Below are 14506 nucleotides of genomic sequence, written 5' to 3'. Positions count from 1 at the left end.
GCCAAGGACACTGCCAATGGATGTTCAACTGCTGACCTATCTGTTCGTGGGCGCATCATTTGCGCTCTATATCGGGATCGCGGTGTGGTCGCGAGCCGGTTCCACCAAGGAATTCTATGTCGCCGGGGGTGGCGTTCACCCCATCGCCAACGGGGCAGCGACCGCCGCTGACTGGATGTCGGCGGCCTCGTTCATCTCGATGGCGGGCATCATCGCCTATGTCGGCTATGACGCCTCCGTCTACCTGATGGGCTGGACCGGTGGCTACGTCCTGCTGGCCATGCTGCTGGCGCCGTACCTGCGCAAGTTCGGCAAGTTCACGGTGCCTGACTTCGTCGGTGACCGTTACTACTCCAGCGTCGCGCGTACCGTGGCGGTGGTCTGCGTCATCTTCATTTCCTTCACCTATGTCGCCGGCCAGATGCGCGGCACCGGCATCGTCTTCGCGCGCTTCCTCGAGGTGGACGTGAATGTCGGCGTGGTGATCGGCATGGCCATCGTCTTCTTCTACGCGGTACTCGGCGGCATGAAGGGCATCACCTATACCCAGGTCGCCCAGTACTGTGTGCTGATCTTCGCCTTCCTGGTACCTGCGGTCTTCCTGTCGATCATGATGACGGGGCACGTGCTGCCGCAGACCGGCTTCGGCGGCACCCTGGTGGATGCACAAGGCAACGATACTGGCGTCTATCTGTTGCACAAGCTTGATCAGGTGGTGACCGATCTCGGCTTCCGCGAGTACACCGAGGGTTCCAAGTCCACCATCGATGTCTTCTTCATCACCGCCGCGCTGATGTGCGGTACCGCTGGCCTGCCCCACGTCATCGTGCGCTTCTTCACGGTGCCGACGGTCAAGGATGCGCGTATCTCCGCCGGTTGGGCGCTGTTCTTCATCGCACTGCTCTACACCACTGCGCCGGCCGTTGGCGCCTTCGCGCGGGTGAATCTGGTCGAGACCGTCAACGAGACGGCCTATGAGGAGCTGCCGGGCTGGTTCTACAACTGGGAGAACACCGGGTTGATCGGTTGGGTCGACAAGAATGGCGACGGCATCATCCAGATGCGTGGCGGTGACCCCTTCGCGGGCAAGCCGAGCTATGAAGGCAGCGCCGACAGCCAGGCAGCACGCGGTGAGCACGGTCAGCGTCTGGTGAGCAACACGCCCACCGACAACGAGAGCGAGGTCTACATCGACCGCGACATCATCGTGCTGGCCAACCCGGAGATCGGCAACCTGCCGGCATGGGTCATCGCACTGGTGGCGGCAGGTGGGGTGGCGGCAGCACTCTCGACGGCGGCCGGTCTGTTGCTGGTCATCTCGTCAGCCATCTCGCATGACCTGCTCAAGAAGACCTTCAAGCCTGATATCAGCGAGAAGCAGGAGCTGGTGGCGGCACGCATGGCGGCGGCCGTGGCCATTGTGATCGCCGGTTACTTCGGCATCAATCCGCCAGGCTTCGTGGCGCAGGTGGTGGCCTTTGCCTTCGGGCTTGCGGCGTCGAGCTTCTTCCCTGTCATCCTGCTGGGGATCTTCTCCAAGCGCATGAACAAGGAAGGTGCCATCGCGGGCATGCTGGTCGGCCTGGTGTTCACCTTCAGCTATATCGTCTACTTCAAGTTCATCTCGCCGGAACTCAACAGCGCCGAGAACTGGTTGCTGGGCGTGTCGCCGGAAGGGATCGGCTCGCTGGGCATGGTGCTCAACTTCGTCGTCGCGGTCATCGTCTGCAAGATGACCCCGCCGCCGCCCGAGCACATCCAGCATATCGTCGAGGACATTCGTGTTCCGCGCGGGGCCGGAACAGCAGTGGATCACTGATTCAGGCAGCAGGGTCTGTTCGCGAGCACGCAGCAGCGGCGCGAGCAGGCCCCCGTTTCCCGAAGCCCCGTCTTGCACCTGCAGGCGGGGCCTCGTGGTTTGAGGGCTCGTGCATCGATCAGCGGTGCGTGCGCAGAGGGGAGTCGCTGTCATGCAAGCGTCACTGGTGGATATCGCGTTCGAGGAGCCGCCGTTCAGCCTGCTGGATGAGCGTCTTCGGCAACGGCTGGCCGAAGGGGTGGACCTTCACTATTTCGAGGCGCTGGCGCAGCCGCTGGTGCCGGGGGCCGTCGGTGAGGCGGTCTACATCATTCACAAGGGCGAGGTGGCGGAACTGGCCGCCGATTCGGCACTGCCGGACGCCGCCACGCTCGACAAGGCGCAGCGCGAGGGACTGGATGCCTGGGTCAGCCTGCGCATCGGTCATTACACCGCGGGGGACCTGTTCGGGGCGCTGACGCTGCTCAATGGCCATTGCCGTACCCGCTTCGTCTGCGAGCAGGAGACGCTGTGCTACCAGCTGCCCGCAAAGCTGTTCTTCTCGCTGTGCGAGGAGTGTCCTGCCTTCGGTGAGTACTTCCAGCACAGCCTGAGTGACAAGGCGCGGCTGCTGGCGGCGCAGCGTGATACCCGTCAGGGGGCGAGTCGCGACCAGGCGGGCTTCATGCTGGCGCGGGTGATGGACTGCATGCGTCCGCCGCTCAAGCTGGCGGCCAGCGCCAGTATCGAGCAGGGCGTCAAGGCCATGCAGACGGCGGGGGCGGACAGCCTGATCATCACTGTCGAGGGGCGTCAGGGCGTGGTGACACGCACGGACCTGCTCAATGCGCTGGTGATTCAGGGCTTGGCGCCCAGCCATCCGCTCGCCTCGCTGGGCAGTTTTGCGCTGGTGGCGGTCACGGCGGAGGAGTATCTGTTCCAGGCGCTGGTGCAGATGACCCGCCACCGGGTCGCGCGAGTCGTGGTCAAGGAGCGCCTGACGCCTGACGCGGCGGTCGTCGGGGTCATCGAGCTGACCGACGTGCTGGGGTTCTTCTCCAATCGCAGTCAGCTGGTGAGTCTCGAGATCGAGCGTGCCTCTGACATGGCGGCGCTTGAGCAGGCCAGTGCGCGTCTGCCGGAAATGGTCAGAGCGCTGGCGATGCAGGGGGTGCACATGCGCCATGCCATGGCGCTGTTGAGTGCGCTCAACGGGCGCCTAATCGAGCGCACCTTCGCCATGCTGGTGGAGGAGGAGCACCGAGCCTCGAGTTGCCTGATGCTGATGGGCAGCGAAGGGCGCGGCGAACAGATACTCAAGACCGATCAGGACAATGGGCTGATCATCGCCGATGGCCACCAGTGGCCTGAAAACGAGGACACTCTGCAGCGCTTCAGTGACGCCCTGGCGGGCCTCGGCTATCCACCATGCCCGGGCAACATCATGGTCTCCAATCCGGAGTGGGTCGCCACCGAGTCGCGCTGGCGCGGCAAGATCGCACGCTGGTGCGCCGGGCGCGATGGCGAGGCGCTGATGAATCTGGCCATCGTCTTCGATGCGCGCGCCAGCGGCGGCAATGAAGCGCTGGTCGACAGCTTGCGCGCACACCTGGTGCGCCACTCCACGCGCGATGAACTGCTGCTGTCGCACTTCGCGCGCCCGGCGCTGCATTTCTCGACCCCGCTGACGCTGTTCGGCTCCTTGCGCTCGCCGCGCCACGGCATCGATATCAAGAAGGGCGGCATCTTCCCCATCGTGCATGGTGTTCGCACCATGGCGCTGGAACGTGGAGTGATGGCCACTGGCACCTTCGCGCGGCTTGAGGCGCTGGTCAGTGATGGGCGTATCGAGGCCAGCGACAGTGCCGACCTTGCCGAGGCACTGTCGCTGTTCGCCGAGTTGCGTCTGCGCCAGCAGCTGCGCCATCTGGAAGAGGATGAACATGGCGCGGCGGCTGGCGCTGGCGGGAAAAGCGACTCGCGAAAGGATGGCCAGGACACGACCGCGGCGGCGCGTGAGGCGAAGAGTCGCAACCTGATCATCACCCAGTCGCTGTCCTCGTTGGAGCGTGATCTATTGCGAGATGCCCTGAGTCGGGTCAAGGACTTCAAGCAGCGCCTGTCACATCGTTATCACCTGGAATACTGAACCGGCCTCATGGCCGAGGGGAGGTGGCATGTTCGAACAACTGAGACGCGCCAGTGATCGTCGTCGCCATGCGCAGGGCGAGTTCGCCGAACTCTTTCGTCCCTGGCATGCCGCCGAGCGGGGCGGGGAGCGTGTGGCGCTGGACTGCGAGACCACCAGTCTCGATGTCGGCCACGCCGAGCTGGTCTCGCTGGCGGCGGTGCGTTTCGATGCGCGCCATATCCATACCTCCAGTGCGTTGTCGCTCTACCTGCAATGCCCGCAAGGTCTGCAGGGCGATTCGATCCGTATCCATCGTCTGCGCGGTATCGATCTGCATGGTGGAGAAGCGCTGGGGGATGCACTACGGCAGCTGCTGGAGTTCATCGGCAATCGCCCGCTGGTGGGCTGGTGCATCGACTTCGATGTCGCGGTGATCAACCGTCACCTGCGGCCACGTTTCGGCTTTGCTCTGCCCAACCAGCGTCATGATCTCGCGCGTGATTACGCTCGGCGCTGCAAGCATGAGCAGCCGGATGCCGCCCCGGACCTGCGTTTCGAGGCGATGGCTGACGCCCTGGGCGTGCCGGTGATCGGTCGCCACAGTGCGCTGGGGGACGCAGTGACCAGTGCGCTGATGGCGCAGCGCCTGATGCAGGCACCGCTGTCGCCCTCGCTGGCCAGCCAGGCCTGAGCGGGGCCTATAGGCCAGGTATCAGAGGTCTCATCAGCCGACATCATCCTCAAGGCTATTATTCCAAGGTCTGTTGCCGGAATGTCCAATGGCCCGGCTCACTGCCTTTGTCCACACTGGCTCCCATACGACACGCCCGCTGCGGCGAGAGGTCGACTCTGATTACACGCCAGTGCACTACCGGCCAGCAGGACGGCCAAGCCATGCAGGATGCAAGACCGAGCAGCTTTGATAACCATAATGAAGCGGCGACAGCGAGCAAAGGCCATGCGTGACAAGGACCTGCTGTCAGCCAGCCTCTGTCAGGCCTGAGGACGGAATCATTCTCTTCAGGATCGTCATCACTGCGCCAGGTGATGACTGTCGGGCCCCGGGCATCTGCTCGGGGCCCGGCTTCAGATAAGGCATCCGCCCGCGATTGCCTTCCTTATGACTCAGGGGTACTTGCCCACGAGGTGCGACATGCTGATCGCGACCAATACGCTGTTGATTCTCGGCCTGGCCATCGTGCTGTTTGCCTACGGCCTCTATATTCGCCGGACACAGGACATGCGCGGTGTGCTGATGTTCTGGTCTCGCAAGCTTGCGCTCACTGCGCTTGAATTCAGACTGCAACGCTTCGGTATCCTCGTGATGCTGGGCGGGGTGGTGATCCGCTATCTGGAAGTGCTGCGTCTGTTCTAGCCTGCGCCCGTTCTAGTCTGCGCCTTTTCTAGCTTGCACGGACGTCCTGCAAGCGCCGCGCTTCCCCACGGCGCATGCCATACGCCAACGCCCGCTGACTGCGGGCGTTGGCGTATCTTGCGTCGGCGTCACGCCACCTTGCCTGACAGCTGCAGGCCACACCGCCTGAAGCATGCTGCCTCTGTGACCGTCTACTGGCCAATGCTAGACTGTGCGCCCTTCCAAACTGCCAGCCTGATGCCCCATGTTCACACCCGATAGCGAGCTTTCGTCCAGCCCCACTGATGCGGCCACTGCCAAGCGCGAACTGAACAAGTTGCAGAAGCGCCTGCGGCGCAATGTCGGTACCGCCATCACCGATTACGGCATGATCCGTGATGGTGACAAGGTGATGGTGTGCCTGTCCGGGGGCAAGGATTCCTACACCATGCTGGATATCCTGATGAACCTGCAGCGCAATGCGCCGGTGCAGTTCACGCTGGTGGCAGTGAATCTCGATCAGAAGCAGCCAGGCTTCCCGGAACATGTGCTGCCGGCATGGCTCGAGTCGGTGGGCGTCGAGTACCACATCCTCGAGCGCGACACCTATTCCATCGTCAAGGAGAAGGTGCCGGAGGGCAAGACGACCTGCGGGCTGTGCTCGCGCCTGCGTCGCGGCTCTCTATATGGCTTCGCCACCGAGATCGGTGCGACCAAGATCGCCCTCGGCCACCACCGCGACGACATCCTCGAGACGCTGTTCCTGAACATGTTCTTCGGTGGCAAGCTCAAGACGATGCCGCCCAAGCTGCTCTCCGACGACCAGCGCCATATCGTGATCCGTCCGCTGGCCTACTGTCGTGAATCGGATATCGAGGCCTATTCCAACGCCCGCGAATTCCCGATCATCCCCTGCAACCTGTGCGGCTCGCAGGAGAATCTGCAGCGTCAGGTGGTCAAGGAGATGCTGCAGGACTGGGAGAAGAAGCATCCGGGGCGTCTGGAAACCATGTTCCATGCCGTCACCTCGGTGGCGCCATCACATCTGGCAGACCGCGACCTGTTCGATTTCGCGGGCCTGGACGAGCAGCGTGACCGCTTCCAGGCATCGCGTATCGATGCGCTGGACATGAATTCCGAGCAGGCCGGCATGGCTGATGATCTGTTCGAGGCCGAGCGCCGCGTCAAGCCGCTGGCCGACTCGGCGGCCTCGCTGGGGCATGAGCTGTAAGCCACGCACCCCTGGCCATCGTCAGACATCATGAGCGCCACCTCGCTTGCGGGGTGGCGTTCTGCATTTCGGGCGCCAGGTTGCCATTCCGATCTTGGAGGATGTCGCACGTAGCGTGAGTCAGGGTTGAAGGCCCGCGACCATTGTCGTCTCGCTTGCTGGCGCGACAGTCCGCATGCTTTGGTCATGTCAGGTGACTGAAGGGCAGGGAGGCGGCGATGGGCAATGATGTGGACAGTGACGAGCGCGGCAATGGCCAGCAGGGCCAGCGACTGGCGACGACCGTGCTGCATGGCTTCGATGAATATCGATCACGCTTCAAGCAGATTTCCAGCGACGCGCGGCGGCGCTTCATCGAGGCCGACTGGCGTGAGGCACAGCAGGCTTCCGCCGCGCGCATCAACCTCTACGATGAGAAGGTCGCCGCCACCATGGAGCGGCTGGAGCGTGCCTTCGAGCCCGAGCGCCTGTGCGAGTGCACCCTGTGGGGCGAGGCCAAGCGGCAGTACATGGCCCTGATCGATCAACGCCTCGACTACAAGCTGGCCGAGACCTTCTACAACTCCATCTTCTGCAGCGTATTTTCCCATCGCCACATCCGCGATGACTGGATGTTCGTCTCGCCATCCCGCCAGGGGCCGGCACGCCATTCCGGCTTGAGCATCAGCCATCGCGTTCCGGTCGAGGGTGACTGGGCAGGGGCACTCGAATCCGTGCTCGACGAGGCGCCGCTGGGGATCGCCTTCGAGCACCAGGGGCGCGATGTGACGCTGGGCGCCGAGATGTTGCTCGCGACGCTGCCTGAGGCGGTACGCGATGCGCCGGACGCCGCCTTCGAGATGCTGCGCAGCGTCTTCTATCGCAACAAGGGGGCCTATCTGGTCGGGCGCATCGAGGGTGGCGGCCAGACCCTGCCACTGGTCTTGCCGGTGCTGCATACCGAGCGCGATGGTGTCTATCTGGATACCGTGATCATCGAGCCGGAAGAGGTCTCGATCATCTTCTCCTTCACGCGGGCCTATTTTCAGGTCGAGATCGAAGTACCCGGTGAGGTGGTCGGGTTCCTGCAGACCTTGATGCCCGAGAAGCCCATCGGCGAGCTGTACGCCGCCATCGGCTTCTACAAGCATGGCAAGACCGAGCTGTTCCGCGGCCTCAACCAGCATGTGGCGAGTCGCTCCGATCAGTTCATCATCGCGCCCGGCGTGCGCGGCATGGTGATGGCGGTCTTCGTGCTGCCCAGTTACCGGCTGGTGTTCAAGCTGATCAAGGACCGCTTCGCCCCCGGCAAGGACATGAGTCGTGATCAGGTGCGCGAGAAGTACCGTCTGGTGAAACGCCATGATCGCGTCGGGCGACTGGCCGATACGCAGGAATTCTCGAACTTCACCGTCGGCAAGGACCACTTCGACCCGGCCTGCCTTGAAGAGCTGCTGGAGGTGTGCAGTTCCTCGATCAGCCTGCGCGGCAACAAGGTGCTGATCCGACACTGCTATACCGAGCGCATGATGACGCCGCTCAACCTGTATCTCGAGGAGTGTGACGCCGAGGAAACCCGCGCGGTGCTCAATGATTATGGCAACGCGATCAAGCAGTTGGCTGCGGCTGACATCTTCCCCGGCGACATGTTGCTCAAGAACTTCGGCGTCACGCGCCACGGGCGGGTGGTCTTCTATGACTACGACGAGATCAGCTACCTGACCGAGTGCAACTTCCGCGAGATTCCCGAGGCACGTTACCCTGAGCAGGAACTGGCCAGCGAGCCCTGGTATTCGGTGGGGCCCAATGACATCTTCCCCGAAGAGTTCGGCCCCTTCCTGTTTGCCGACCTCCAGCTGCGCAAGCTGTTCTACGAGCTGCATCCCGAGATCTTCCAGGCCAGCTGGTGGCGTGGCCTGCAGGACGCCATCGCGCAAGGGCGCGTGATCGATGTCTATCCCTATCGCAACAAGCGGCGCTTCGGTGTCGATCGCAGTCAGGACTTCATCGATGACTGAATGTGATCGTCATGCCCGCTGTTCGATCCTGTCCAACGCCAGAGAGAGTGCTAGATGAGTGAAGGCTTCAAGGACCCCGGTGCACGTCACGGACGCCATCTGGTCGTGTTGAGTGGCGCCGGCATCAGTGCCGAGAGCGGCCTGCGCACCTTCCGCGCCGAGGATGGCCTGTGGGAAGAGCATCGCCTGGAAGACATCGCGACGCCGCAGGCCTTCCGACGTGACCCCCAGCAGGTGCTGCGCTTCTACGATGACCGCCGCACCCAGGTACGACGCGCCAGGCCCAACGCGGCCCACAAGGCGTTGGCGGAGCTTGAGCAGCACGGCTTTCGCGTCTCGGTCATCACCCAGAACATCGATGACCTCCACGAGCGAGCGGGCTCGCGCGAGGTCGTGCATCTGCATGGCGAGATTCTCAAGGCGCGCTCCAGCGTCGATCACGGCCTGCGCTATCCCTTGCCGCGTGGTGGCATTCGCCTCGGAGACCTGTGTGACAAGGGCAGTCAGCTGCGCCCGGACGTGGTGTGGTTCGGTGAGGCGGTGCCGCTCTATGCGGTCGCCGAGGAGATCGCCGCCGAGGCGGACCTGTTGTTGATCGTCGGCACCTCGCTCAAGGTCATGCCGGCGTCCAACCTCTATGCAGCAGCACCGCTGGATGCCCCCATCGTGCTGGTCGACCCGAATGCCGATGAACTGGCCGAGCCCGGCGTGCTGCCGCTGGCCGAAAGTGCCGGGCAGGCAGTACCGCGCCTTGTGCGCCATTGGTTGTATCAGGGCCACCTGGGGCTGCCTGATACGTTATGATGCGCGCCTTCAGGCCTGCCATGGGAGGCGGGCCAGCAATTTCCGGGAAATCGATGCCCCGGGCGACCGAAAAGTGAAAAGCATGTTCGAGACGCTGAATCGTTTCTTCCCCTTGTGGGCGCTGGTCTTTGCCGGCATCGCCGTGGTGGCTCCGACGCCGTTCGTGGCGCTCAAGGACACCATTCAGCCTCTGCTGGCGCTGATCATGTTCGCCATGGGCCTGACCCTGTCACGTGACGACTTCATGCGCGTGGCACGCCGACCGGGGCCCATCGCGCTGGGGCTCTTGCTGCAGTACAGCGTGATGCCGCTGGCCGCCTTCCTGATCGCGCGTCTGCTGGGGCTGGACCCGGCCCTGACGGTGGGCATGGTGCTGGTCGGCGCCACGGCAGGGGGGACCTCCTCCAACGTGATGACCTGGCTGGCTGGCGGACACGTGGCGCTATCGGTCTCGATGACCATGGCCTCGACGCTGCTCTCCATCGTGATGACGCCGCTGCTGACCTGGTGGCTGCTGGGCACCGATATCGACGTGCCGGTTAGCGGCATGCTGCTGAGCATCGCCAAGCTGGTGGTCGCCCCCATCGTGCTCGGCGTGGTCGTGCATCACTTCGCGCGTGACCTGATCCGCGAGTGGGAGTCGGCATTGGCGAGTCTGGCCATGCTGGCCATCGTGCTGATCATCGCCATCGTGGTCTCGCTCAACGTCGGGCGCCTCGCCACGCTGGGCCCGCTGGTCGCGCTGGCGGTCGTGGCACACAATGCCATCGGCCTGAGCGCCGGCTATGGCCTGTCGCGCCTGTTCGGACTGGATGAACGCACTTCGCGCACCATCGCCATCGAGGTCGGCATGCAGAATTCCGGCCTGGCGGCGTCACTGGCCAGTCAGTTCTTCTCCGCCACGGCGGCGCTGCCGGGGGCGATCTTCTCCATCTGGCACAATGTCTCGGGGTCGCTGCTGGCAGGCTACTGGAAGCGTCGCCCGCCCAAGTTCGTGACCGGCAGCAAGCACCGCTACGAGGTCTGATCCCGCGAATCGGCAGCCTGAGTCGGAACAGAAGAATGGGAGAAAGGGACGCGCATGCTAGAATGCGCGTCCCTTTTTCTTTGGTTCTGACTGCTCATCATGTGTGATTCCCGCCCCCCGCCGGCTGATGGCGACGATATCGCCGCCTGTGCGCCTCACTCTGCTTCCGCTGTCGCCTCCAGCACCGATGGCGACGCTGTGGCAATCGACACCGTCGCGCCAGGCGAAGGCAGTGGCATCACCACGCTGCCCAGTGGCGAGCCGGAGGCGTGGCACGGGCGGCACCCGCGCCGCGAGTTCAAGGCGCGCGGCAGTCAGGTGATTCGCTGTGAGGCGTGCCGCCTGCCCAGGCTCAATTGCCTGTGTCCCTATCAGGTCACCGCCGAGTCGCGGATCAAGTTCTGGCTGATCACCCACCCGCTGGAGCATTACAAGCCGACCAATACCGGGCGCCTGATCACGGACGTGCTGGCGGGCACCGAGGTCTTCAGCTGGTATCGCGTCGAGCCGGACCCGCGCCTGCTGGCGCTGCTGGAAGATGAGCGCTATCAGCCCTTCATCATCTTCCCGGACGACCAGCCCGACTACGCCGATCGCGTGGTCGACGTGAACGCCATCGCCGGCGTCGGCACCGATGTGGCGACGCATACCGCCAGTGGCGAGGCACGCATTCCGGTGTTCATCCTGCTCGATGGCACCTGGCGCCAGGCGCGGCGCATCTTCCGCAAGAGCCCCTATCTGGACGGCCTGCCGGTATTGCCGCTGCACACTCAGCGCCTGACCCGCTATCACCTGCGCAAGCCTGCTTCCGAGGCGCACCTGTGCACGGCGGAAGTGGCGGCGGAGCTGCTGCGTCAGGCGGGGGAGGAGAACGCGGCCAGCGTGCTGGATGACTACTTCGATGCCTTCAACGATTGCTATCGTGCCAGCCGCATCCACTATGTGCTGGAGCCGACCGCGCCGATGCGCCGCCTGCTGGCGCGCCGTGACGCCACTAGCGGCGAGTCATAGTCGAAGCGTCACAACGAAACGCCCCCGTCGGAGTCCTCCGGCGGGGGCGTTTGCGTTCAAGGTGATGCTCTCGGCGCGTTGGGGGTTATCAGCGCGGCTGTCAGCGCCGCCAGAAGGCCGGCGTGAACAGCACCAGGATGGTGAAGATCTCCAGACGTCCCAGCAGCATGGCGAGAATCAGGATGCCCTTGGCGGCCCCCGGGATATCGCCGTAGTGGGTCGCGACTTCACCCAGCCCCGGCCCCAGATTGTTGAGCGCCGAGCCGACCGCTGACCACGCCGTCACCTGGTCAAGCCCGGTGGCCAGCATGCCCAGCATCATCAGCACGAACAGCATCAGGTAGACGGAGAAGAAGCCCCACACCGCTTCAGCCACGCCCTCGGAGATTCGCATCTTGCCGACCTTGACCGACAGGATGGCATTGGGGTGGATCAGACGATGGATCTCGCGCACGCCCTGCTTGAGGATCAGCAGGATGCGGATGACCTTCATGCCGCCACCGGCGGACCCGGAGCAGGCGCCGATGAAGGCGGCGATGAACAGCATCATCGGCAAGACGCCCGGCCAGCCGGTGAAATCGGCGACGCCGAAGCCGGTGGTGGTGGCTACCGAGACGGCCTCGAACAGGCCGTGGCGCAGTGCCTTGCTGTCATCGTAGCTGCCGGTGAGCAGCAGGCCGGCGATGGTGACGCAGGTCAGGATCAGCAGCAGGATCAGGAAGAAGCGTGTCTCCGGATCACGCAGATAATGGCTGATTCGGCCCTCGCGCCAGGCGGCGAAGTGCAGGCCGAAGCTGATCGAGGACACCACCATGAAGAACACGCAGATCATCTCGATGCTGGCGGAATCGAAGTAGCCGATGCTGGCGTCGTGGGTCGAGAAGCCACCGACCGCGACGGTCGAGAAGCTGTGGCCCAGGGCATCGAACCAGCTCATGCCGGCCGCCCAGTAACTGGCGAAGCACACCAGCGTCAGCGCAGCGTAGATGTACCACAGCGCCTTGGCCGTCTCGGTGATGCGCGGCGTCAGCTTGGAATCCTTCAGCGGGCCGGGAATCTCGGTGCGGTAGAGCTGCATGCCGCCGATGCCGAGTGTCGGCAGGATCGCCACCGCCAGCACCACGATCCCCATGCCGCCCAGCCATTGCAGCTGCTGGCGGTAGTAGAGGATGGAGTGGGGCAGCAGATCGAGCCCCGTCATCACCGTGGCGCCGGTAGTGGTGAGCCCCGAGAACGACTCGAACATGGCATCGATGATGGTCAGGTTCGGGTCTTCGGCGAGCAGGAAGGGCAGCGAGCCGAAGGCGCCCAGCACGGTCCAGAACAGCACCGTGATCAGGAAGCCATCGCGGTTGCGCAGCTCCTTGCGGGCGTGCCGATTGGGGTAGAACAGCGCGAAACCGGTCAGCAGGGTGATGCCCATCGCCACGGCGAAGGCACTCAGGGTGTCGTCCTCGAAGACCCTCGAGATCAGCATCGGCGGCACCAGCGTCAGGCTGAATAGCATCAGCAGGATACCGAGGATGCGAGAGATCACGCGTAGACTCATGCGGCGCCTCCCCGGGAGAGGCGCAGGGTGGCGAAGCCGCCGAATGATGTTCGGGGCGGGCGCGAGCGGGGGGCGGAAGTCATGGAGGCCGGCATCAGAAGAAGGTCAACCCGACCTGGAACAGACGCTCCACCTCGCGGATGCGACGCTTGTCGACCACGAACAGGATGACGTGATCGTTGGATTCCACCACCAGGTCATGATGCGCCACCAGCACTTCCTTGCCGCGTACCACGGCACCGATGGTGGTGCCCTCCGGCAGGTTGATATCCTCGATGCGTCGGCCTACCACCTTGGAGGAGCGCTCATCGCCGTGGGCGATGGCCTCGATGGCCTCCGCCGCACCACGGCGCAGCGAGTGGACATTGACGATGTCGCCCTTGCGCACGTGGGTCAGCAGGCCGCCGATGGTTGCCTGCTGGGGCGAGATGGCGATGTCGATCTCGCCGCCCTGCACCAGGTCCACGTAGGCTGCGTTGTTGATCAGCGTCAGCACCTTCTTGGCGCCGAGTCGCTTGGCCAGCATCGACGACATGATGTTGACCTCGTCGTCGTTGGTCAGCGCGCAGAAGATGTCGCAATCCTCGATGTTCTCCTCCAGCAACAGACGCTTGGAGGTGGCGCTGCCGTGCAGGACCACGGTGCGATCGAGGCGCTCGGAGAGGTCGGTGCAACGCGCCAGCGAGTGCTCGATGATCTTGACCTGATGACTGTGCTCCAGCGTCTCGGCCAGACGCTCACCGATATGGCCGCCACCGGCGATCACCACACGGCGGAAGTTGCGATCGACGCGTCGCAGCTCGCCCATCACGGTACGGATGTCCTTGCGTGCCGCGATGAAGAAGACTTCATCATCGGCTTCGATCACGGTGTCACCGCGCGGGATGATCGGGCGGTTGCGACGATAGATGGCGGCGACGCGGGTATCCACGTTGGGCATGTGGCGACGCAGGAAACCGAGCTCCTGACCGACCAGTGGCCCGCCGTAATAGGCCTTCACCGCGACCAGCTGGGCGACGCCATTGGCGAAGTCGAGCACCTGCAGGGCGCCGGGATACTCGATCAGGCGGCGGATGTGGTCCGTCACCACCTGCTCGGGGCTGATCAGCACGTCGACCGGAATGGCGTCATGCGAGAACAGGCCCTTGCGGGTCAGATAGGCGGTCGAGCGCACGCGCGCGATCTTGGTCGGCGTGTGGAACAGGCTATGGGCGATCTGACAGGCGATCATGTTGACCTCGTCAGAGTTGGTCACCGCGATCAGCATGTCGGCATCCTCGCCACCCGCCTGCCGCAGGATCTGCGGATAGCTCGCCGGCCCCGTGACCGTGCGGATGTCGAGTCGGTTGTGCAGCTCGCGCAGCCGTTCGCTGTCGGTATCCACCACCGTGATGTCATTTTCTTCATGGGCCAGGTGTTCGGCGAGCGTACCGCCGACCTGACCTGCGCCCAGAATGATGATTTTCATGTCCGGCTCGTCCGCTGTTGCTCAGTCGGCACAGGATAAACCAGTGCCAGGACGGAAGACAGCCGCGCCCCGAGAGTCGGGGCGCGGCTGTCCGGGAATGTCAGGCGTGGCGTCTCATGTCATCACGGACGTCGCG

11 protein-coding genes are annotated in these 14506 nt (G+C 64.0%); 9 read left to right on the top strand and 2 right to left on the bottom strand.

Annotated elements, in window-relative coordinates; all coding sequences use genetic code 11:
* The first annotated feature begins 16 nt into the window (after positions 1-16).
* The 9 genes from CDPAHKCJ_RS13020 (at position 17) to CDPAHKCJ_RS12980 (ending at position 11353) form a co-directional block, all read left to right on the top strand.
* A complete protein-coding gene (locus CDPAHKCJ_RS13020) occupies positions 17-1819 on the top strand; it encodes a sodium:solute symporter family protein (protein ID WP_166020162.1) in 1803 nt (600 codons plus the stop codon).
* A 151-nt stretch (positions 1820-1970) separates the two neighbouring features.
* Positions 1971-3947: a DUF294 nucleotidyltransferase-like domain-containing protein gene (locus CDPAHKCJ_RS13015; protein WP_240916809.1), complete on the top strand. Its 1977-nt coding sequence runs from the start codon at positions 1971-1973 to the stop codon at positions 3945-3947.
* A 28-nt stretch (positions 3948-3975) separates the two neighbouring features.
* On the top strand, positions 3976-4620 hold the full coding sequence (locus tag CDPAHKCJ_RS13010) for a 3'-5' exonuclease (RefSeq protein WP_166020160.1): 645 nt from the start codon (positions 3976-3978) through the stop codon (positions 4618-4620).
* 462 nt (positions 4621-5082) lie between these two features.
* Positions 5083-5304 carry a hypothetical protein gene (locus CDPAHKCJ_RS13005; protein ID WP_043333792.1) on the top strand — a complete coding sequence of 74 codons (222 nt, stop codon included), beginning with the start codon at positions 5083-5085 and terminating at the stop codon, positions 5302-5304.
* 244 nt (positions 5305-5548) lie between these two features.
* Positions 5549-6514: a tRNA 2-thiocytidine(32) synthetase TtcA gene (gene ttcA / locus CDPAHKCJ_RS13000; RefSeq protein ID WP_166020159.1), complete on the top strand. Its 966-nt coding sequence runs from the start codon at positions 5549-5551 to the stop codon at positions 6512-6514.
* Positions 6515-6732: 218 nt separating this feature from the next.
* Complete coding sequence (gene aceK, locus CDPAHKCJ_RS12995) at positions 6733-8511, top strand: bifunctional isocitrate dehydrogenase kinase/phosphatase (RefSeq protein ID WP_166020157.1); 1779 nt, start codon at positions 6733-6735, stop codon at positions 8509-8511.
* A gap of 54 nt (positions 8512-8565) precedes the next feature.
* On the top strand, positions 8566-9315 hold the full coding sequence (locus CDPAHKCJ_RS12990) for a Sir2 family NAD-dependent protein deacetylase (RefSeq protein ID WP_052384572.1): 750 nt from the start codon (positions 8566-8568) through the stop codon (positions 9313-9315).
* Between the two features lie 82 nt (positions 9316-9397).
* Positions 9398-10342, top strand: a complete 945-nt coding sequence (locus tag CDPAHKCJ_RS12985) for a bile acid:sodium symporter family protein (RefSeq protein ID WP_166020156.1) — start codon at positions 9398-9400, stop codon at positions 10340-10342.
* Between the two features lie 99 nt (positions 10343-10441).
* On the top strand, positions 10442-11353 hold the full coding sequence (locus tag CDPAHKCJ_RS12980) for a DTW domain-containing protein (protein WP_166020154.1): 912 nt from the start codon (positions 10442-10444) through the stop codon (positions 11351-11353).
* A 100-nt stretch (positions 11354-11453) separates the two neighbouring features.
* On the opposite strand, the gene CDPAHKCJ_RS12975 is transcribed toward CDPAHKCJ_RS12980, so the two are convergent.
* Both CDPAHKCJ_RS12975 and trkA read right to left on the bottom strand, forming a co-directional pair.
* Positions 11454-12902: a TrkH family potassium uptake protein gene (locus CDPAHKCJ_RS12975; protein WP_043333794.1), complete on the bottom strand. Its 1449-nt coding sequence runs from the start codon at positions 12900-12902 to the stop codon at positions 11454-11456.
* A 94-nt stretch (positions 12903-12996) separates the two neighbouring features.
* The gene (gene trkA / locus CDPAHKCJ_RS12970) at positions 12997-14370 is read right to left on the bottom strand and encodes a Trk system potassium transporter TrkA (protein ID WP_043333795.1); all 1374 of its coding nucleotides are present in this window, start codon (positions 14368-14370) and stop codon (positions 12997-12999) included.
* Positions 14371-14506 lie beyond the last annotated feature (136 nt).

Source organism: Cobetia sp. MB87, from assembly GCF_011319755.1.
Lineage (GTDB): Bacteria > Pseudomonadota > Gammaproteobacteria > Pseudomonadales > Halomonadaceae > Cobetia.
This window is presented reverse-complemented; position numbering and strand designations above follow the sequence as displayed.

Bases quoted from the DNA above. Each gene is read 5' to 3' on its own strand.
- CDPAHKCJ_RS13010 (WP_166020160.1), top strand. From the start codon at position 3,976: ATGTTCGAACAACTGAGACGCGCCAGTGATCGTCGTCGCCATGCGCAG.
- CDPAHKCJ_RS12985 (WP_166020156.1), top strand. From the start codon at position 9,398: ATGTTCGAGACGCTGAATCGTTTCTTCCCCTTGTGGGCGCTGGTCTTT.
- CDPAHKCJ_RS13015 (WP_240916809.1), top strand. From the start codon at position 1,971: ATGCAAGCGTCACTGGTGGATATCGCGTTCGAGGAGCCGCCGTTCAGC.
- ttcA (WP_166020159.1), top strand. From the start codon at position 5,549: ATGTTCACACCCGATAGCGAGCTTTCGTCCAGCCCCACTGATGCGGCC.
- aceK (WP_166020157.1), top strand. From the start codon at position 6,733: ATGGGCAATGATGTGGACAGTGACGAGCGCGGCAATGGCCAGCAGGGC.
- trkA (WP_043333795.1), bottom strand. From the start codon at position 14,370: ATGAAAATCATCATTCTGGGCGCAGGTCAGGTCGGCGGTACGCTCGCC.
- CDPAHKCJ_RS13005 (WP_043333792.1), top strand. From the start codon at position 5,083: ATGCTGATCGCGACCAATACGCTGTTGATTCTCGGCCTGGCCATCGTG.
- CDPAHKCJ_RS12975 (WP_043333794.1), bottom strand. From the start codon at position 12,902: ATGAGTCTACGCGTGATCTCTCGCATCCTCGGTATCCTGCTGATGCTA.
- CDPAHKCJ_RS13020 (WP_166020162.1), top strand. From the start codon at position 17: ATGGATGTTCAACTGCTGACCTATCTGTTCGTGGGCGCATCATTTGCG.
- CDPAHKCJ_RS12980 (WP_166020154.1), top strand. From the start codon at position 10,442: ATGTGTGATTCCCGCCCCCCGCCGGCTGATGGCGACGATATCGCCGCC.
- CDPAHKCJ_RS12990 (WP_052384572.1), top strand. From the start codon at position 8,566: ATGAGTGAAGGCTTCAAGGACCCCGGTGCACGTCACGGACGCCATCTG.